Below are 18,933 nucleotides of genomic sequence, written 5' to 3'. Positions count from 1 at the left end.
GTTCTATTGCGGCGCAATATAGGTGGTTATTCCAGTTAAGCATTTGAAACTGATTCAATTTCAGGGGAGCCGCATAGACATTTTCGTCCATAAAAAACGCCGCGCATCCGGAGGATGCGCGGCGGGCTTGCGTCGAAGGTGGCGGTGGATGGGAGGTTAGGTTTCAGCCGGCCTTTTCGAGCTTGTAGTCCGAATTGGCCGGTTCTTCCTGCTTGTGCTGGATGAGCGGGCGGTTGCCCGCCAGCTTGCGCACCAGCACATAGAAAACCGGTGTCATGAAGATGCCGAAGAACGTCACGCCGATCATGCCGGAGAACACCGCGACACCCATGGCGGCGCGCATTTCAGCTCCCGCACCGGTGGAGATGACCAGCGGCACCACGCCCATGATGAAGGCGAGCGAGGTCATCAGGATCGGGCGAAGGCGAAGCCGGCTTGCCTCGATGGCCGCCTGAAGCGGCGTTCGTCCTTCAAATTCCAGCTCCCGGGCGAATTCCACGATCAGGATCGCGTTCTTCGCCGAAAGACCCACAAGGACGACAAGGCCGATCTGCGTAAAGATGTTGTTGTCCCCTCCTGTCAGCCAGACGCCTGTGAGGGCCGCAAGTACACCGAGCGGGACGATCAGGATGATCGCGATCGGCAAAGTGAGGCTTTCATATTGCGCAGCGAGCACGAGATAGACGAGCAGCAGCGCCAGCGGGAAGACCACGATGCTGGAATTGCCGGCGAGGATCTGCTGGTAGGTCAGGTCCGTCCACTCATAGTCCACGCCCGCGGGCAGGGTTTCAGCGAGGATTTTCTCCATGGCCGCCTGTGCCTGTCCAGACGAGAAGCCCGGTGCCGGACCGCCGTTGATATCGGCCGCAAGGAAGCCGTTATAACGGTTGGTACGCTCTGGTCCCGTCGTCGCATCCACCTTCAGCAGCGTCGAAAGCGGGATCATCTGGCCGGTTGCGGAGCGAACCTTCAGGCGGCCGATATCTTCCGCATGGGCGCGGAACTGCGAATCTGCCTGCACCCGAACGCTGTATGTCCGTCCGAAGGCATTGAAGTCGTTGACATAAAGCGAACCGAGATAAATCTGCAGCGTCTGGAACACGTCGCTGACGGAGACACCCAGCTGCTCGGCCTTGGCACGGTCGAGATCAGCGAAGAGCTGCGGCACGTTGATCTGGTAGCTGGAGAAGATGCCCGCCAGCTCCGGCGTCTGATAGGCCTTGCCGATCACCGCTTTGGTTGCTTCATCGAGCGTCTGGTAGCCGTAGCCGGCGCGGTCTTCGATCTGCAGCTTGAAGCCGCCCGTCTGGCCGAGACCGTTGACCGGCGGCGGCGGGAACATGGCGATGAAGGCATCCTGAATGCCCGCATATTTCTGGTTCAGCTGCATGGCGATGGCATTGCCTGACAGTTCCGGCGTCTTGCGCTTTTCGAAGTCGTCGAGAACCGCAAAGACGATGCCGGAATTGGAGCCAATGGTGAAGCCGTTGATCGACAGGCCGGGGAAGGCGATGGCGTGGCTGACGCCGGGTGTTTCCAGGGCGATGTCGCTCATGCGCTTGATGACGTTTTCCGTGCGGTCAAGCGTTGCGCCATCCGGGAGCTGGGCAAAACCGATCAGGTACTGCTTGTCCTGCGCCGGCACGAAGCCGCTCGGCACCGTCGTGAACATGCCGTAGGTGGCGGCCACCAGCGCCATATAGACGATCATGACAAGGCTCTTGCGCGTCACCAGCCCGCCGACGGTCTTGCCGTAGCCGTTCGATGCGGCGCCGAAGGCACGGTTGAAGCCGCGGAAGAACCAGCCGAGGATTTTGTCCATGAAGCGGGTCAGCCAGTCTTTCGGCGCGCCGTGTTCCTTGAGCAACAGGGCCGCAAGGGCGGGCGACAGCGTCAGCGAGTTGATCGCCGAAATGACGGTGGAGATGGCGATCGTCAGCGCGAACTGCCGGTAGAACTGCCCGGACAGGCCGGAGATGAAGGCGAGCGGCACGAAAACGGCGACCAGAACCAGCGCGATGGCGATGATCGGGCCGGACACTTCCCGCATGGCCTTGTAGGTGGCGTCACGCGGCGAGAGCCCGTTTTCAATGTTTCGCTCGACGTTTTCGACGACCACGATCGCGTCATCCACCACGATGCCGATGGCCAGCACAAGGCCGAACAGGGTCAAGGCATTGATGGAGAAGCCGAAGGCATACATGACGGCGAAGGTGCCGATGATCGAGACCGGAACGGCGATCAGTGGAATGATCGAAGCGCGCCAGGTCTGCAGGAACAGGATGACGACAAGCACCACGAGGCCAACGGCCTCGAGGAGTGTGTCAACGACCTTCTCGATGGAGGAGCGCACGAATTTCGTCGTATCGTAGACGATCTCGTATTTCACACCATCAGGCATTGCCAGCTGCAGATTGTCCATTGTGGCGCGGACATTGTCGGCGATTTCGATGGCGTTGGAGCCGGGGGCCTGAAGCACGGCGACAGCCACGGCGGGTTCGCCGTCGAGCAGCGAGCGCAGCGTGTAATCGGCCGCACCCAGTTCAATGCGGGCGACGTCACGCAGGCGGGTGATTTCACCATTGGCGCCGCTCTTGACGATGATGTTGCCGAATTCCTCCGGTGTCGTCAGACGGCCCTGCGCATTGACGTTGAGCTGCAGGTCGACACCATTAGGGCTTGGCGAAGCACCGATGACGCCGGCTGCGGCCTGCACGTTCTGCTGGCGGATGGCGTCGGAGACGTCGCTGGCCGCCAGATCATGCTCGGCCACCTTCTGCGGGTCGAGCCAGACGCGCATGGAATAGTCACCGGCGCCGAAGACCTGCACCTGGCCAACGCCTTCGATGCGAGCAAGGCGATCCTTGACGTTCAGCGTCGCGTAGTTACGCAGATAGGTGATGTCATAGGCGTCGGTCTTCGAGACGAGGTTGACCACCATGATGAAGTCGGGTGAGCTCTTGACTGTCGTGATGCCGAGTGCGCGGACTTCCGCCGGCAGGCGCGGTTCGGCCTGCGACACACGGTTCTGTACCAGCTGCTGCGCCTTATCGGGATCGGTGCCGAGCTTGAAGGTGACGGTCAGCGTCAGCACGCCGTCAGAGGTTGCCTGGCTGCCCATGTAGAGCATGTCCTCGACGCCGTTGATCTGTTCTTCCAGCGGTGTCGCGACGGTTTCGGCGATAACGGTCGGGTTCGCACCGGGATAGGTGGCGCGCACGACGACGGATGGCGGAACGACTTCGGGATATTCCGAAATCGGCAGGGCGCGCATGCCAAGAAGGCCTGCCACCACAATCAGGATCGACAACACGCCGGCGAATACCGGCCGGTCGACAAAAAATCTGGAAATATTCATATCCAGTCCCTCTCCGGGTCTTTGGGAATGCGAAGGCCGTTCCGGCGGCAATCCTGCCGCCGGTGAAGGCCGGTTCTGTCTGAAGGGGCGTCTCGCGGGAGGCGGGACGCTTACTGATCAAAGAGGCGGGTTACTGCGAGGCAACCTTGTCTTCCGCCTGCGGTGCGATGGTGGCACCGGGGCGAATGCGCTGCAGGCCGTTGACGACGATCGTATCACCGGCGGCAAGGCCGCTTTCGATGATGCGCTGGCCATCAGCCGGTGCACCGGGCTTGATCTGGCGGTAGCTTACCTTGTTTTCGGCATCGACGATGAAGACGAAGCGCTTGTCCTGATCCGTGCCGATGGCGCGGTCGCTGATGACGATGCGGTTTTCCGGCTTCGGTTCGCCCATGCGCACCCGCACGAACTGACCGGGAATGAGCCTGCCATCCGGATTTTCGAAGACGGCGCGGACACCGATGGTGCCGCTTGCCGAATCCACCTGGTTGTCGATCAGGTGCAGCGTGCCCTTGATCGGCGTGCCTTCATCCGAAAGCGTGCCGATTTCCACCGGGATCTGTTCGAGAGCCGGCAGGGCGCCATCCGTCTGCGGCAGTTCGGCAAGGGCCTTGGCCACCACGCCTTCGCTGGCATTGAAGCTGGCATAGATCGGGTTGACCGATACCAGTGTCGTCAGCGCCGGCGATGTGGAACCGGCGGCGACGAGGTTGCCGGCGGTGATTTCAATGCGGCCCACACGACCGGAAACCGGGGCGAGGATTTCGGTGTAACCAAGATCGAGCTGCGCCGTGGTCAGTGCGGCGCGGGCGGCGCGAAGCTGGGCTTCGGCATCCGCAAACGAGCTTTGACGCTGGTCGAGATCGCTCTGGGAGATGGTGCGATTGTCGGAAAGCCGGCGGCCACGGTCGAGTTCCGTTTTCGCAAGGCTGACCTTGGCTTCAGCGGAAGCGACCTGGCCCTCAGCGCCGGCAACGGCGGCCTGATAGGGGGCGGGATCGATGGTAAAGAGGGGGTCGCCTTCCTTCACCAGCGCGCCTTCGCGGAAATGCACGGCCTTGATCTGGCCGGCGACACGGGAGCGGATCTGCACCCGGTCAACGGCTTCGAGACGGCCGGAAAATTCTTCCCAGCGCATGACGTCGCGGCTCTCCACCTTGGCGACGGTGACCGGGATAGCCGGCGTCTCGGCGGGCGTGGAAGCTGCCGTCGCATCGCGGCTGGTGGGCAGGTCGAAAAACAGCGCTGCGGCTGCAACGGACATAGCTAGCCCGATGCCGGCGCCCGTCAGGGCCCGGCGCTTTGTGTTCAGCGTCATGGGGTTCTCCTTGGCTCGGTTCAGGAGCCGTCAGTGTCTTAAAATATGCGGTATCAGTGTCTCAACTGGTCAACGAAGGTCTTGAACTCCGAACAGACGGATGAGACCCATCCGCCGCCCTCTCCTTGATAAAGCCCCGTCCAGCCGACGCCGGAGGGGAAAACATGCTGTCGGACGCTGACTCCGGAGGCGATGAGCCTGTCGGCATAACCGACCGTTTCGTCGCGCAGAGGGTCGTCCTCGGCGGTAAAGATCAGCGCCGGCGCCACCCGGTTCAGCCGCGTACACTGGCAGGGCGCGGCATAGGGGTGGAAGAACCCACAGGCCTTGGCAAGATAATGGCTCCAGCCATCCGCCCAGCGCTCACGCATGCCGATCCTGTCCGCGTCGCGAAAGGATTCCGTCGTCATCATCGGATCGATCATGGGCGACAGAAGAATTTGCCCGGCGAGCTTGCCCGGCATACGGTCACGGGCCTTTAGCGCAAGTCCCGCCGCCACATTGCCACCTGCCTCTTCGCCGGCCACGAACAGCAGCGATTTCGCGCTGCCATAATGTTTGCGGTCCCTGCTCAGATGGTCGAGCGCTTCGAAAGCGCAATCGATCACCATCGGAAACTCGTTGCCGGACGGCTTGCTATAATCAGCCTCGACAACGATGGCACCGCTTTCTGCCAGGGCGCGCGCTACCGGAAGTTCCGGGCAATTGCCGCCCTTTTCCAGAAACGAACCACCCCGCAGATAAAGGATCACAGGTGGATGGCTGCACAGGCCGGCGCTCTCATATCGGCGCACGGAAAGCTGGGATGCGGGGGCCCCACAGCATTCGATGTTTTCCCAGTGCGCCTTCATTTGATCCGGTCCCGTGTACCGCCATCGGCAGTTCACCATATTTGCAAAATCTGAAATTCATATTATTGTTCGAGAGAAAACGATCAAGTACGTCAAAATGAAAACACTATTCCAAAAAAACGGATAATAGCTTCGATGGATCAGCTTTCCGCCATGCGGGTCTTCACGCGCGTCGTCGAGACCGGCAATTTCAGCCGCGCCGCCACCGCGCTGAACATGCCCAAAACGACGGTTACCAATATGGTGCAGGCGCTGGAGGCGCATCTGCAGACCACGCTTCTCAACCGCACCACGCGGCGGGTGATGCTGACGACTGATGGCGCTCTCTATTATGAGCGAGCCTCACAGATTTTATCGGAAATCGAAGAACTGGACGGTAGCATGTCCAGCGCGCAGGTGCAGCCATCCGGCCGGTTGCGTGTGGAAATGGCGGGTGTCTTTGCGGACCTCGTGGTTATCCCACATCTTTGCGAATTTTACCAGCGTTATCCGCAAATCCGTCTCGATCTCGGCGTCGGTGACCGGCTGGTCGACTATATTGCCGAAAATGTCGACTGTGCGCTCCGGGTTGGCGTGCTGCGCGATCAGTCGCTGATTGCGCGTAAAGTGGGCGAACTCAGGTTCGAGACATTCGCTTCGCCATCCTACATCGAAAATTTCGGCATGCCGCGCGAACCCGAGGATCTGGAGAAGGATCATTATTCGGTGGGTTATCTCAATGCCACCACCGGCCAGATCATGCCGGCCTCCTTCGACAATGGTGTGCGCAGCGTCGAGCTGACCCCGAATTATGTGGTGTCCGTCAATGACAGCCGCACCTATCTCAATGCCGCGCTGGCGGGCATGGGCATCGTGCAATTGCCGATCTTCATGGTGAAAGATCACCTGGCGCGCGGCGAACTGGTGCCGGTCCTTTCGGAATGGCAGCGCGAAGCCATGCCGATCTATGTTGTTTATCCGCAGACCCGGCACGTTACCAACAAGGTGCGGGTTTTTGTCGACTGGCTCGCCAAGCTGGTGCACGGCATGGTCTGAGGCGGTCAATCACCGCCCGACCCTTGCTGCGACAAAATCGATGAAGGCGCGCACGCGGGCGGCCAGGTGCTCATGGCCGGCATAAACCGCGTGGATCACTTCCATCTCTTCGGCATTATAATCTTCCAGCACCGGCACCAGCAGGCCCGCCTCGATATCCGGTTCGATATGAAACTCGCCGACCCTTCCGAGCCCTAACCCCGTCAGGCATAGCCTTCGCATCGCCATGCCGCTGTTGACCGCGACATTGCCGGTGACGGGAAGGCGATAGACTTCCGCCGAGCCGGGATCACGAAACGGCCATTCATTGAGGTTGCGGCTGAAATTGAAGCTGAAGCAATTGTGCTGCGCAAGATCCTGCGGTCTCTTCGGCATGCCGTGTTTTTCGATGTAAGCGGGGGAGGCGACGATGATCCGGCGCACCTCTTTCAGCTTTCTCGCCTTCAGGGATGAATCGCCCATCGCGCCCGAGCGGATGGCGATATCAGTGCGCTCCTCGATCAGGCTGATGACGCCGTCCGTCAGCGAGATATCCAGCTCGATGTCAGGATATAGCGACAGGAACTCAGGCGCGAGCGGCAGCAGATAACGTTCGCCGAAACCCAGCGTGGCGTTGACGCGCAGCAGGCCGCGCGGCATCACCTTGCCGCCGCTCGCCACGATCTGCTCCGTCTCGGCTATGTCGGCCAGAATGCGCCGTGCCCGTGAAAGGTAAACCTCCCCCTCCGGTGTCAGCGTTACCACACGGGTGGAACGGGCCAGAAGACGGGTGCCGAGGCGGTCTTCGATGCGGGTGACGAGCTTGCTCACCGCCGAGGGCGACAGTTTCAGCCGACGTCCGGCGGCGGAAAAACTGCCGAGTTCAGCCGCCGCCACAAAGACTTCCATTTCTCCGGCCCGATTGTCCATCGCCGTACCACCTGTGAAATCAATTCAAAGGTATTTATCCAACCTTGCCGATTATCATGCAAGTCCCCTTCGCTCATATTGTGTCCATAGATTTGATCCAACCGGACAGCACCGCTGTCCAGAACGCCCGCGATCCCGCTGGGCGAAGAGGTATTCGTCATGCCATTGGCCATATTTGCCCTGACGATCGCGGCCTATGCGATCGGCACTACGGAGTTCGTCATCGTCGGCCTTCTGCCGACGGTGGCAAATGATCTCAACATTACCCTGCCGCTTGCCGGCCTCATCGTCAGCGTTTACGCGCTGGGCGTCACCTTCGGTGCGCCGATCCTGACGGCGCTGACCGGAAAGATTGAAAGGAAACCGTTGCTGCTTGGACTGATGGCGCTGTTCATCATCGGCAACAGCGCTGCGGCGCTTTCTCCCAGCTACGAGATGTTGCTCGTTGCCCGCGTCATCGCCGCCTTTGCCCATGGCGTCTTTTTCTCGGTCGGCGCAACGATTGCCGCGGATCTCGTGCCGGAAAACCGTCGTGGTTCGGCGATTGCCATGATGTTCATGGGTCTGACGGTCGCCATCGTCACCGGCGTTCCGCTCGGCACCTATATTGGTCAGGTGTTTGGTTGGCGCGCGACCTTCTGGGCCGTTGCCGGGCTTGGCGTCATCGCCTTCTTCGGCATTGCCGCCCTTCTGCCGAACACGCTCAAGAAGGCGCCGCCTGCCAGCCTGCTCGATCAGGTCCGCGTTCTCGGTTCCGGTCGTCTGCTCATCGTTTTTGCCATGACCGCGCTCGGTTACGGCGGCACCTTTGTCGCCTTCACCTTCCTTGCGCCGATCCTGCAGGACGTAACCGGTTTTTCGGAAAAGAGCGTCAGCCTGATCCTCGTGCTTTACGGCATCGCCATTGCCGCCGGCAATATCGGAGGCGGAAAGATCGCCAACCATAACCCTGTCAAGGCGCTGATCGGCCTCTTCCTGGCGCAGTCCATCGTGTTGCTCGTCTTTTCCTTCACGGCTGTCTCGCCGGTGCTGACGCTCATCACACTTGCCGCGCTCGGTTTCCTGTCCTTCGCCAATGTTCCCGGCCTGCAGCTTTACGTGGTGCAACTGGCGAAGGAGCACCGCCCCGGCGCGGTCGATGTTGCCTCGGCGCTCAACATCGCCGCCTTCAATCTCGGCATCGCCATCGGCGCATGGCTCGGTGGTCTGGTGGTGGAATCGCCGATGGGCCTTGCCGCAACCCCATGGGTCGGCGCCATCCTCGTCGCCGTCGCCCTGCTGCTGACCCTCTGGAGCAGCGCTCTTGATCGCCGCGCCGCACTGACGCTGAAAACCGCTTGAGCTTTTTACACTCAATTCCCGGCCATTCCCCTTGGGCTGGCCGGGCAATATCACAGGAGAAAATATATGTTTGACGTTACCGCCAATGGCGCTTCCATTCCGGCGCTCGGCTTCGGCACCTTCCGCATTCCCGGCCCGGATGTCCTGCGCATCGTTCCGCACGCGCTGAAAGCCGGTTTTCGCCATATCGACACGGCCCAGATTTACGGCAACGAGGCCGAAGTGGGTGAGGCCATCGCCGGCTCTGGCGTGGTGCGGGGTGATATCTTCCTCACCACCAAGGTCTGGGTCGAGAATTACCGGCACGATGCCTTCCTCGCCTCGGTCGACGAGAGCCTGAAAAAGCTGAAGACCGATTATGTCGATCTGCTGCTTCTGCACTGGCCGAACGAGGCGGTGACGCTCTCCGAGCAGATCGGCGCGCTGAACGAGGTCCGGCAGGCCGGCAAGGTCCGTCATATCGGCGTTTCCAACTTCAATACGACGCTGATGGCCGAAGCTGTGAAGCTCTCCAATGCGCCGATCGTCACCAATCAGATCGAATACCATCCCTATATCGATCAGGACGTGGTGATGGCGGCTGCCAGAGAAGCGGGCATGTCGGTCACCGGTTATTACGGCATGGCTGACGGCAAGGTTTTTGCCGATCCGGTGCTGAAGGAGATTGCCGCAAGCCGGGGTAAATCCGTGGCGCAGGTGGTGTTGCGCTGGTTGGTACAGCAGAAGGGCATTGTTGCTCTCTCCAAAACCGTCAGTGAAGCCCGCGTTGATGAAAACCTCGCGATTTTTGATTTTACGCTGTCGGCAGATGAAATGGCGGCGATCCACGCTCTCGCCAAACCGGATGGCCGTATCGTCTCACCGGATGGGCTGGCGCCCGTGTGGGATGAAGCTGCCTGAAATGTGACGGCCGGGAGGGGGCAACTCCTCCCGGTTTCATGCGTGTGCGGGAAACCGCCACGAATGCCGAAATTGGTCACGCATCCGGGCTTGCCAGAATGATCAACCGGCACAACAACCCGCACAAATCTTTACTTATCGATCCGGGAAAACTGGAGCGGGCGAAGGGATTTGAACCCTCGACCCCAACCTTGGCAAGGTTGTGCTCTACCCCTGAGCTACACCCGCTCAAAACCGCTGGTCCGGGGTAGTTCGCTGGACTGCGGACCGCCAAAGTTCGACGACGGGTGCTATATCGCTCAATCGATTTTGGAATGCAATAGTTTCTTTTGCGGTTTCGGTGGAAATCCTCCCGGCTGCTGCTTTATTCGAAGGGACGCGCCGGAGGCAGCGCCATATGCAGTCAGGGGCGGGCGAAAGCGTTGTTTCTGATGGTCTTTATTGCCACGGCAGAAGGCGCCCGGACGACCGGTAGTGCAGAAAATAACCTGTTTACATTTGGTTAAAATCTGATTCGACAAGTGATTCGTTCGGGTGTACAAAATTGATGCCCACGAAAAAAAGAAACGATACTTGGCATATCATCATCGGGAGGATGAGCCTTGTCGTACGCAGCTTTTGAAAGAGTCGGCGCACAATTGTCGCCAGAACAAATCACCGATCTGCAGAATATTTTCGATGGTGTTTGTTTCGAGTGCCTTCAAGATCGCAGCAGCCATGTTGCCAATGAATGTGCAGCAATTTTGATCCGCAGCGCTCAGCGCGGCATTCTGGATCATGAGATGTTGCGCGACATAGGGCTTGCGGTTCTGCGCCGCCATTGATGGCATCATCTTTACGAAAAAAGCGCCCGAGTCTCTCGGGCGCTTTGCTGTGATGAGCCGGCTGCTAATGCCTTTGGCTCAGCTCTTTTCCTGTACGTGTGCTTCGAGGAACCACAGGGATTTGTCGAGATCGCGCGAGGCGGCGGTGAAGATGTCGGCCGTCGTCGGATCGCCGGCCTCGTCGGAATCGTCGATCGCCTTGCGGATCATGTTCGCCACCTCGCCATAACGCTCGATCAGAGCGTCGAGATGGTCGTGAATTTTATAGATATCGGTCGGATAGGCCTTGAGCTTCGTCGTTGAAGAGACGGCTTGCAGGCTGCCGAGCGCCGTGCCGCCAAGCTGCACGACGCGTTCGGCAATCGTGTCGCCGTGATTGTCGAGCTGGGTACGGAAGGTGTCGAGAAGTTCGTGGACGGCGATGAATTGCGGGCCTTTCAGGTTCCAGTGTGCCTGCTTGGTGATAAGCGCAAGGTCGATCACCGAGGCCAGCGATTCGTTCAGAATGCCGATCACGGTCGATTTCGCGTTGGAAGGCAGATCGTTTTTCGTCTTGTGCGTCTTCATCGATGTCTCCTGAAGTTGCGGACGGAATGCCGCTTTGGAAAAGTCTGTCGATTAACGTCCGGGCCTGTGGCCCTGTTCCATGTTAAGCACCGCAGCGGCAAAAATCCTGCGCAATCATCATGTCATTCGTAAAACAGGCAGATGCGCCGGCCGTCTATGTCCTCGACGCGGATCGGCATGTCGTAGATGTCCTTGAGAATCTCCGGGCGGATGATTTCTTCCGCCGGTCCCTGATGGCAGATGCGGCCCTCGCGCATGGCGATGATGGTGTCGGAATACCAGGAGGCGAAGTTGATGTCGTGCAACACCAGAACCACGGTCTTTTTCAATTCGTCGGCTGCCTTGCGCATGATCTTCATCATGCTGGAGGCGTGTTTCATGTCGAGATTGTTGAGCGGCTCGTCGAGCAGCACATAATCCGTGTCCTGACACAGAACCATGGCCACGAAGGCGCGCTGGCGCTGGCCGCCGGAAAGCTCGTCCAGAAAGCGGCCGGCCAGCGGTTCGAGATTGAGATATTCCAGCGCCCGATCGATATGGACCTTGTCCTCGATGGTCGGGCGGCCCTTGGAATAGGGGTAACGGCCGAAACCGACAAGATCGCGCACCGTCAGGCGCGAGGAGATGTGGTTGTCTTGCCGCAGGATCGAAAGGCGTTTTGCCAGCGTGTCGGAAGCGGTCTTGCTCACATCCAGACCATCGACCGTCACGGTTCCTGCATCCATGGACATCAGCCGCGCGACGATGGAAAGCAGCGTCGATTTTCCCGCCCCGTTCGGGCCGATGATCGAGGTGACGCCGCCTGCCGGAATGGAGACGGAGACGCCGTCGACGACGAGCGTGTCGCCATAGGATTTGCTGATCTGACTGGCGATGATCATCGCGCACCCCGCTTTAAAATAAGACCGATAAAGACGATGCCGCCCAGGAATTCGATGATGATGGAAAGTGCCGTATCGAAGGCGAAGACCCGCTCCAGCACCACCTGGCCACCAACGAGGCAGATTATGGCGATGAGGATCGCCGCCGGCAGCACATAGGCGTGTTTGCTGTTGCCGGTGAGATAATGGGCAAGGGCGGCGACCAGCAGGCCGAAGAACATGACCGGGCCGACGAGCGCGGTTGAGACGGCGACGAGCACGGAGACCAGCACGAGGATGATCGTGACCGTGCGTTTATAGTCGACGCCAAGGCTGATGGCCGTTGCCCGGCCAAACGAGAGGACGTCGAGCGTGTGCAGGAGGCGCAGCCCGATGATGGTCACGACACCGATGATGATCGCCGAGATCGTCAGAAGCGTGGGATCGATGGAGTTGAAGCTGGCGAAGAGCACGTCCTGCAGCACCGTATATTCGTTCGGGTCGAGCACGCGCTGCATGAAGCCCGAGAGGCTGCGGAAAAAGACGCCGAAGACGATGCCGACCAGTACGAGAAGATGCAGGCTGCGTTCCGCGCCAACGAAAAGCCAGCGATAGAGCAGGGCGGAAAAGGTGACGAGCAGCGCGGTTTCAACGATGAACTTCAGCTGCGGATCGATCATGACAACGGTTGCCGAGCCGAAGACGAAGATCAGCCCGGTCTGCATCAGCACGTAAAGCGAATCGAAACCCATCACCGAAGGGGTGAGGATGCGATTGTTTGTGACGGTCTGGAACAGCACCGTGGAGACGGCGATGGCATAGGCCACCAGCAAGAGCGACAGAAGCTTGATGCCGCGAAACGGCAGTACGAAGCTCCAGCTCCCTTTTGCGCCGAGTGTCATGAAGGCGGCCATGGAGATGAGTGCGAATGCCGCGAGCACGAGCAGAACGGTTTTTGCACGCCGGTCGGGATGTCTCTCACGCATGGTGGCGTTTCCGCAGCAGGAGATAGAGGAACAGCGCGCTGCCGATGACGCCGACCACGGTGCCGATCGGTATCTCGTATGGCGCGCGCACGGTCCGACCGATGATGTCGCAGGAAAGCACGAAGACCGCGCCAAGCGTTGCCACCCAGGGCACGGAGCGGCGCATATTGTCGCCGATCATCAGGCTGACGACATTTGGCACGATCAGGCCGAGAAACGGGATCATGCCGACGGTGACGACGACGACGGCGCTGACCAGAGAAACGATTGTGAGGCCGAGCGCCATCACCCGGCGGTAGTTGAGGCCGAGATTGGTGGTGAAGTCGCGCCCCATGCCGGCCACGGTGAAGCGGTCGGCGGCGAGATAGGCGGCAATGGCGAAGAGGAAACCGACCCACAGCAATTCATACCGGCCGCGCAGCACGCCGGAAAAATCGCCGGTCATCCATGCGCCGAGCGATTGCAGCAGGTCGAAACGATAGGCGAAGAACGTGGTGACGGCGGAAATGACGCCGCCGAGCATGATGCCGATCAGCGGCACCAGCAGCACATCGCGCAGCGGCACCTGTCTCAGGATACGCAGGAAAAGCGCCGTGCCGGCGAGCGCGAAAACGGCTGCCACCAGCATCTTGCCGAAGATCGGCGTTTCGGGTGCAAACAGGGTGACGACGAGAAGGCCGAGACCGGCGGATTCGGTCGTGCCGGCCGTCGAAGGTTCCACGAAGCGGTTGCGCACCAGCATCTGCATGATGAGACCGGCAATCGCCATCGAGCTGCCGGCCAAGATCAACGCCAGCGTGCGCGGAATGCGGCTGACGAGCAGCACGCGCAGCGCATCCGCGCTCGTATCAGGCGAAAAGAGCGTGGCGAGCGAAACGTCGCTCACGCCGACGAACAGGCTGACGATGGCGAGCGTCAAGGCCAGAAGAAGGGCTGATATCAGTGAAAGGGACTTCACGTTGGCAGTTTCCGGAAAAGGCGAAAGCTCCCGGCGGCCGCAAGCCATCGGGAGCCCTGATGATGTTCGGCAGGGGTTACTTCTTCTCGGAGACGGCCTTGTAGACCTGATCGAGCAGGGTGTTGAGCGCCGTATAACCGCTGCTGACGATATAGGCCGCCTGCGGATCGAGATAGACGATCTGCTTTTTCTTCCAGGCATTGGTCTGGTGGATCAGTTCGTTGTCCAGCACCTGCGCGGCGGCCTTGCCGGGGTCCGTGGCGCGGCCGATGCCGGCGTCACGGTCGATCACGAACAGCCACTCGGGATTGACCTCGGCCAGATATTCGAAGGAGACGACATCGCCGCGGTCGAAGCGGTCATCAATGTCGGCGGCGACCGGCTTGAAGCCGATTTCTGTGTGCAGCCAGCCGGTGCGCGAGCTCGGGCCATACACGCCGACCTTGCCGGCATTGGTCAGCAGGATCATCGCCGTGCCGGAATTCGGGGCGATCTCTTTCAGCCTGGCGACTTTTTCGTCGAGGGCGGCGTCGAGCTTCTTTGCTTCTTCCTGCTTGCCGAAGATATCGCCGAGCTTGGTGATGTTGCCTTTGACGCTGTTGATGAATTCCTTGGAATCGATCGACATGTCGATGGCGGGCGTGATCTTCGAAACGTCAGGATATTTCGCCCGCGAACGGCCGCCGACGATGACGAGATCGGCTTCAGCCGCATTGATCGCCTCGTAATCGGGCTCGAACAGCGTGCCGACCTTCAGATATTTGCCGTCGGCATATTTCTGCAGATAGGCCGGCAGGTTGGAGCCGACGACGCCTGTCGGCTCGACGCCCAGCGCATCGAGATTGTCGAGCGAGGGAATATCCAGAACCAGAACCTTCTTCGGTGCCGCTTTCAGCACGGTTTCGCCCTGCGCGTGCTTGATCGTCATTTCCTGCGCGCCCGCGGTCATCGCGCCAAGGCTGAAGGCCGCTGCCGCCAGCAGCCGAACGGGGAAGGTGAAGTTGATGGCCACGAATATGTCCCTTGCAATATGGTTCCGGTCCGGCGGAAAGCTTTCCGTCGGGTTAACTTGATGTTCGTTATCAGCTTTATTGACAAGGTCGGCGGAAATCAAAAATATGTTTTAGAACGGTTCTGAATTGCGGTGAGCGGGAAATGTGGGGGCAGATGAAACATCTGCTCGAACCTCTTCCCCGTCATCCTCGGACTTGATCCGAGGATCCAATGCGGTGGTGGTGATGGATCCTCGGATCAAGTCCGAGGATGACGTTGAGGGGAAGGAAAGGCCGGCGTCAATTTCGTCGGTGCCTTTTACCCATCACGACCAACGTGACAGCCGCTGTCAATCCGGCGGCCAGTCACCAACAATTTCGCGTCTCTCCAGTTTCAGCGACCGGTCCGGCTGCACGCGATAGGTTTCAACGGCAAACCGCCCATCCTCCATGACAAATTCATTGCTGAGCGTGCTGCCGATGGGGGATTTGGTGAGTTTGGTACGGGGTTGCCCGCCATAGGTGATACTGCCGGGAATGGGTTCCACATTGGGGGCGGCGGTGGAGCAGCCGGCAAGGGCCAGAACCATCATGATCGCGATCGTGCGCATGTTTTTCTCCCAGGTTTGGAGAGTGATCCTATCACGGCTGCGCATGTGCCACATATCCCGTTGGCGTGAATAAAAAAGGCCCCGCATCCGAAGATACGGGGCCAGTTGCCTTGGGAGGTTCGTGGTTTCTCAGTCTTCGTTGGCGGCAAGCTGCGTCAGCACCTCGCCACGGCCGCGGATACGCATGATCAGCGGGATGATGAAGGCGGCTGCCGCAACGATGAACAGGCCAACAGCAATCGGCGAAGTGAACAGCACCGTCGGGTCGCCCTGGCCGATGGCAAGTGCACGGCGCAGCTGCTGTTCGGCAAGTGGGCCGAGGATGAGACCAACGACCGCAGGCGCAATCGGATAACCGAAGATGCGCATGATATAGCCGAGGATACCGAAGGCGAGCAGCATGCCGAGTTCGAAGACCGACGGGTTGGCGCCGATGGTGCCGAGTGTCGCAAACAGCAGAATACCCGCGTAGAGCCAGGGCTTCGGAATGGTCAGCAGCTTCACCCACAGGCCGACGAGCGGCAGGTTGAGCACGAGCAGCATCAGGTTGGCGATGAACAGGCTGGCAATCAGGCCCCAGACGAGCTGCGGATTGGTGGCGAACAGCAGCGGGCCGGGCTGCAGGCCATATTGCTGGAAGCCGGCGAGCATGATGGCGGCGGTTGCCGTGGTCGGCAGGCCAAGCGTCAGCAGTGGCACCAGCGTGCCGGCGGCGGACGCATTGTTGGCGGCTTCCGGACCGGCGACGCCTTCGATGGCGCCATGGCCGAATTCTTCCGGATATTTGGTCAGCTTCTTTTCGGTGGCGTAGGACAGGAAGGTGCCGATTTCAGCACCGCCTGCCGGCATGGCGCCGATGGGGAAGCCGATCAGCGTGCCGCGCAGCCAGGCTTTCCAGGAGCGTGCCCAGTCCTGCGCGCTCATCCAGACCGAGCCCTTGACGGCTTCGACCTTGTCGGGGCCGGTACTGCCCTGGGCGACGATGAACAGCGTTTCGCCGATGGCGAACATGGCAACCGCAAGCGTCGTCACTTCCACACCGTCGAGCAGATCGGGAATGCCGAAGCTCATGCGGGTCTGGCCGGTCAGCTGGTCGATGCCGACGATGGCAAGTGCAAAGCCGATGAACAGCGAGGTGAGGCCGCGCAGTGCCGAATCCCCGAAAGCGGAGGAAACGGTGACGAAGGCGAGCACCATCAGCGCGAAATATTCACGCGGGCCGAAGACCAGCGCCAGCTTGACGATATAGGGCGCGATGAAGGCGAGCGCGATGGTGGCGATAAGGCCGGCGACGAAGGAGCCGATGGCGGCGGTGGCGAGCGCCGGGCCGCCTCTGCCCTTGCGGGCCATCTTGTTGCCTTCGAGCGCGGTCACGATCGAGGCGCTTTCGCCCGGCGTGTTGAGCAGGATCGAGGTGGTCGATCCGCCATACATGCCGCCATAATAGATACCGGCGAACATGATGAGCGAACCGGCGGGGTCGAGCCTGTAGGTGACGGGCAGAAGCAGCGCCACCGTCAGCGCCGGGCCGATACCGGGCAGAACGCCGACGGCGGTGCCGAGCGTGACGCCGATCAGCGCATAGAGCAGGTTCATGGGTTGGGCAGCAACCTCAAGACCGTGCAGCAGGAATTCAAACGTACTCATGGACAGATGTCCCCCAAAGTGGACCCGATGGGCGGGCGGAACGGCTGGCGTGCGTCATCGCGCGCCTGCGGTTTCCTGTGATCTCGAATTTGGTCGGAATGGCTGTTAGAAGAACAGCCGTTCCAGAGGTCCGGCGGGCAGCGAAAGCTGCAGCAGGCGCGCAAAAATGAACCAGATCGCAAAGCTCAGAACGATGCCGATGGGGATCGAATACCAGAGTTTGCGTTTGCCGAAGGCGCGCGCCGTGAAGGCGAAAAGCAGACCCGTGGCAATGGAGAAACCCGCCACATTCAGCAGCAGCATCTGCGCGGCGAGACCGGCAATGACCCAGACGACCGGAGCGATTTCCTGCCTGTCGCGTTCGGGAAAATCACCGCGCCAGGCCTCAACGGCTGTCCAGAGCGCCAGGCCGACAAGACAGAAGCCGATGGCATAAGGCACGGTTGCCGGGCCGACCGGCGAATAACCGGTGACGCTGGCGAGACGCGCGCTGTCCCAGAAGATCACGCAGGCAATGAGGACGAGGAAGACGGCGATCGCCAGCGCCGCCCAATCAGGGCGGCGCTTTTGATGCTCAGAAGGGTTGGAACCCTGGCTCATTTTACCAGTCCGATGTCTTTGAGGATCGTTTCGGTAGCGGCAGTGTCCTTGGCAAGCTGTGCCTTGAACTCGTCGCCGGAAAGGTAGGTGTCCATCCAGCTCTTGGTCTTCAGGGTTTCCTGCCACTTGGCGGATTTCGCCAGCTTTTCGACGTCTTCACTAACGGCCTTTTCCTGTTCCGGTGTCAGGCCGGGAGCAGCGGCGACCATGCGCCAGTTCTGGACGACGACATCAAGGCCGCTTTCCTTCAGCGTCGGTGCGTCAACGCCTTCCAGCTTCTCTTCGCTGGAAACGGCGAGCAGGCGCAGCGTGCCGGCCTTGACCTGGCTTTCGAATTCGCCGTAGCTCGAAATACCGGCCGTGACCTGCGAGCCGAGGATCGAGGCAAGCGCTTCGCCGCCACCGGAATAAGCGATGTAGTTGATCTTGGTCGGATCAACGCCAGCCGCCTTGGCGATCAGGCCAACGGCGATATGGTCGGTGCCGCCGGCAGAGCCGCCGCCCCAGGAAACGCTGCCCGGGTCTTTCTTGAGCTGGTCGACGAGGTCGCCGATGGTCTTCAGCGGCGAAGATGCCGGAACGACGATGGCTTCATATTCGCCGGTCAGGCGGGCGATTGGCGTCACTTCATTGAGGGTGACGGGCGACTTGTTGGTGAGGATCGCGCCGACCATCACGTAACCACCGACGATGAGGGCGTTCGGGTTGCCTTTCTGCTGGCTGGCGAACTGCGCAAGACCGATGGTGCCGCCGGCGCCCGGTACGTTCTGCACCTGAACGCTCTTGGAAATGCCTTCTTCCTGCAGCACGGTCTGCAGCGAACGTGCGGTCTGGTCCCAGCCGCCGCCGGGGTTGGCCGGGGCAATGATGGTGTAATCCGCTGCAACCGCCGGAAGAGCGATCACGCCCGCCAGAAATGTGCCGATAAGAAAATGTTTCACTTAGAAAACCCTCCTCAGGATGCCCTTTTGGGCGTCGTTTTTCGTTTATGCGGAAGGGGGGCTTCAGGGCGCATCTGTTCCGGCGCTGAGAACTCAGCGCAGGGCCTTGGCAATCCTCAAGATTTCCTCCCGCATCTTCTTCCGCCTCCACGGAATGAAGAAGGATTGCAGAGCATCACAAAAAGCTGTCATCTAACTGACGCTACGCAAGTCCTTGCGCATTTACTCTCTATTA

17 protein-coding genes and 1 tRNA gene are annotated in these 18,933 nt (G+C 60.3%); 4 read left to right on the top strand and 14 right to left on the bottom strand.

Going from position 1 to position 18,933, the window contains the following annotated elements; all coding sequences use genetic code 11:
• Positions 1-163 precede the first annotated feature (163 nt).
• The 3 genes from PL640_RS14415 to PL640_RS14405 all read right to left on the bottom strand — a co-directional run bounded on the left by PL640_RS14415 (position 164) and on the right by PL640_RS14405 (position 5,527).
• Positions 164-3,358 carry an efflux RND transporter permease subunit gene (locus tag PL640_RS14415; RefSeq protein ID WP_127757677.1) on the bottom strand — a complete coding sequence of 1,065 codons (3,195 nt, stop codon included), beginning with the start codon at positions 3,356-3,358 and terminating at the stop codon, positions 164-166.
• A 130-nt stretch (positions 3,359-3,488) separates the two neighbouring features.
• Entirely contained in the window at positions 3,489-4,676 is a 1,188-nt protein-coding gene (locus PL640_RS14410) for an efflux RND transporter periplasmic adaptor subunit (protein ID WP_269703437.1), read from the bottom strand.
• 53 nt (positions 4,677-4,729) lie between these two features.
• On the bottom strand, positions 4,730-5,527 hold the full coding sequence (locus PL640_RS14405) for an alpha/beta hydrolase fold domain-containing protein (RefSeq protein WP_271362372.1): 798 nt from the start codon (positions 5,525-5,527) through the stop codon (positions 4,730-4,732).
• Positions 5,528-5,662: 135 nt separating this feature from the next.
• Between PL640_RS14405 and PL640_RS14400 the strand changes: the two genes are divergently transcribed.
• A complete protein-coding gene (locus tag PL640_RS14400; RefSeq protein WP_046801534.1) occupies positions 5,663-6,562 on the top strand; it encodes a LysR family transcriptional regulator in 900 nt (299 codons plus the stop codon).
• Between the two features lie 9 nt (positions 6,563-6,571).
• On the opposite strand, the gene PL640_RS14395 is transcribed toward PL640_RS14400, so the two are convergent.
• The gene (locus tag PL640_RS14395) at positions 6,572-7,471 is read right to left on the bottom strand and encodes a LysR family transcriptional regulator (protein ID WP_271362371.1); all 900 of its coding nucleotides are present in this window, start codon (positions 7,469-7,471) and stop codon (positions 6,572-6,574) included.
• Between the two features lie 159 nt (positions 7,472-7,630).
• Between PL640_RS14395 and PL640_RS14390 the strand changes: the two genes are divergently transcribed.
• Positions 7,631-8,812 carry an MFS transporter gene (locus PL640_RS14390; RefSeq protein ID WP_046801533.1) on the top strand — a complete coding sequence of 394 codons (1,182 nt, stop codon included), beginning with the start codon at positions 7,631-7,633 and terminating at the stop codon, positions 8,810-8,812.
• A 66-nt stretch (positions 8,813-8,878) separates the two neighbouring features.
• On the top strand, positions 8,879-9,712 hold the full coding sequence (locus PL640_RS14385) for an aldo/keto reductase (RefSeq protein ID WP_271362370.1): 834 nt from the start codon (positions 8,879-8,881) through the stop codon (positions 9,710-9,712).
• 153 nt (positions 9,713-9,865) lie between these two features.
• Here PL640_RS14385 and PL640_RS14380 read toward each other — a convergent pair.
• Positions 9,866-9,940 (bottom strand) — tRNA-Gly (locus PL640_RS14380).
• 374 nt (positions 9,941-10,314) lie between these two features.
• Between PL640_RS14380 and PL640_RS14375 the strand changes: the two genes are divergently transcribed.
• On the top strand, positions 10,315-10,536 hold the full coding sequence (locus tag PL640_RS14375; protein ID WP_161991265.1) for a hypothetical protein: 222 nt from the start codon (positions 10,315-10,317) through the stop codon (positions 10,534-10,536).
• 78 nt (positions 10,537-10,614) lie between these two features.
• On the opposite strand, the gene dps is transcribed toward PL640_RS14375, so the two are convergent.
• The 9 genes from dps to PL640_RS14330 all read right to left on the bottom strand — a co-directional run bounded on the left by dps (position 10,615) and on the right by PL640_RS14330 (position 18,698).
• Positions 10,615-11,103, bottom strand: coding sequence for a DNA starvation/stationary phase protection protein Dps (gene dps / locus PL640_RS14370; protein ID WP_271362369.1), 489 nt, complete (start codon positions 11,101-11,103; stop codon positions 10,615-10,617).
• A gap of 122 nt (positions 11,104-11,225) precedes the next feature.
• On the bottom strand, positions 11,226-11,984 hold the full coding sequence (locus tag PL640_RS14365) for an iron ABC transporter ATP-binding protein (RefSeq protein WP_271362368.1): 759 nt from the start codon (positions 11,982-11,984) through the stop codon (positions 11,226-11,228).
• Positions 11,981-12,949, bottom strand: a complete 969-nt coding sequence (locus tag PL640_RS14360) for an iron chelate uptake ABC transporter family permease subunit (RefSeq protein ID WP_271362367.1) — start codon at positions 12,947-12,949, stop codon at positions 11,981-11,983. Before PL640_RS14360 ends, PL640_RS14365 begins: the two co-directional genes overlap by 4 nt.
• Complete coding sequence (locus PL640_RS14355) at positions 12,942-13,907, bottom strand: ABC transporter permease (RefSeq protein ID WP_271362366.1); 966 nt, start codon at positions 13,905-13,907, stop codon at positions 12,942-12,944. Before PL640_RS14355 ends, PL640_RS14360 begins: the two co-directional genes overlap by 8 nt.
• Positions 13,908-13,983: 76 nt before the next feature.
• Complete coding sequence (locus tag PL640_RS14350) at positions 13,984-14,919, bottom strand: siderophore ABC transporter substrate-binding protein (RefSeq protein WP_269703449.1); 936 nt, start codon at positions 14,917-14,919, stop codon at positions 13,984-13,986.
• A 330-nt stretch (positions 14,920-15,249) separates the two neighbouring features.
• Complete coding sequence (locus tag PL640_RS14345; protein ID WP_271362365.1) at positions 15,250-15,510, bottom strand: hypothetical protein; 261 nt, start codon at positions 15,508-15,510, stop codon at positions 15,250-15,252.
• A 129-nt stretch (positions 15,511-15,639) separates the two neighbouring features.
• Positions 15,640-17,157, bottom strand: a complete 1,518-nt coding sequence (locus PL640_RS14340; RefSeq protein WP_020809148.1) for a tripartite tricarboxylate transporter permease — start codon at positions 17,155-17,157, stop codon at positions 15,640-15,642.
• Between the two features lie 105 nt (positions 17,158-17,262).
• On the bottom strand, positions 17,263-17,757 hold the full coding sequence (locus PL640_RS14335; RefSeq protein ID WP_142840562.1) for a tripartite tricarboxylate transporter TctB family protein: 495 nt from the start codon (positions 17,755-17,757) through the stop codon (positions 17,263-17,265).
• The gene (locus PL640_RS14330) at positions 17,754-18,698 is read right to left on the bottom strand and encodes a Bug family tripartite tricarboxylate transporter substrate binding protein (RefSeq protein WP_271362364.1); all 945 of its coding nucleotides are present in this window, start codon (positions 18,696-18,698) and stop codon (positions 17,754-17,756) included. The genes PL640_RS14335 and PL640_RS14330 overlap by 4 nt, the downstream gene beginning before the upstream one ends.
• Between the last annotated feature and the right edge of the window lie 235 nt (positions 18,699-18,933).

It is taken from the genome of Agrobacterium sp. ST15.16.024, assembly GCF_027956545.1.
Classification (GTDB): Bacteria; Pseudomonadota; Alphaproteobacteria; order Rhizobiales; family Rhizobiaceae; genus Agrobacterium; species Agrobacterium cucumeris.
Note: the sequence above shows the minus strand (reverse complement) of the source record. Positions and strands in the feature narration are given on the sequence as shown.